Origin of the sequence: Pseudomonas sp. IT-232MI5 (assembly GCF_949767845.1) — a bacterium.
GTDB lineage: Bacteria > Pseudomonadota > Gammaproteobacteria > Pseudomonadales > Pseudomonadaceae > Aquipseudomonas.
The window spans coordinates 1-546 of record NZ_CATKQE010000035.1 but is presented as its reverse complement, the minus strand read 5'-3'; the positions used below and the strand labels follow the sequence as shown (position 1 = coordinate 546).

1 rRNA gene is annotated in these 546 nt (G+C 45.2%); it reads right to left on the bottom strand.

Annotation, left to right across the window (positions count from 1 at the left end):
- Window positions 1–348 (bottom strand): 23S ribosomal RNA (locus ACM6JQ_RS18410); the annotation flags it as partial.
- Window positions 349–546: the final 198 nt, after the last annotated feature.

Genomic DNA, 546 nt, shown 5'->3' with positions numbered 1-546 from the left:
AAGAGATTTTCGCGTACAGGGCTATCACCCACTATGGCCGCACTTTCCAGAGCGTTCCGCTAATCTCAAAGCCACTTAAGGGCTAGTCCCCGTTCGCTCGCCACTACTAAGGGAATCTCGGTTGATTTCTTTTCCTCAGGGTACTTAGATGTTTCAGTTCCCCTGGTTCGCCTCTTGCACCTATGTATTCAGTACAAGATAACCATCTTATGATGGCTGGGTTCCCCCATTCAGACATCTCCGGATCAAAGTCTGTTTGCCGACTCCCCGAAGCTTTTCGCAGGCTACCACGTCTTTCATCGCCTCTGACTGCCAAGGCATCCACCGTATGCGCTTCTTCACTTGACCATATAACCCCAAGCAATCTGGTTATACTGTGAAGACGACATTCGCCGAAAATTCGAATTTCTCAATTAAGAGAACTCACAAATTTTACCTTAGCCTGATCCGTTACCAGTGAAAGTAACGTTCAGTCTATCTTTCTATCACATACCCAAATTTTTAAAGAACGAACTAGTCAAAGACTAGAAATCAACATTCATCATC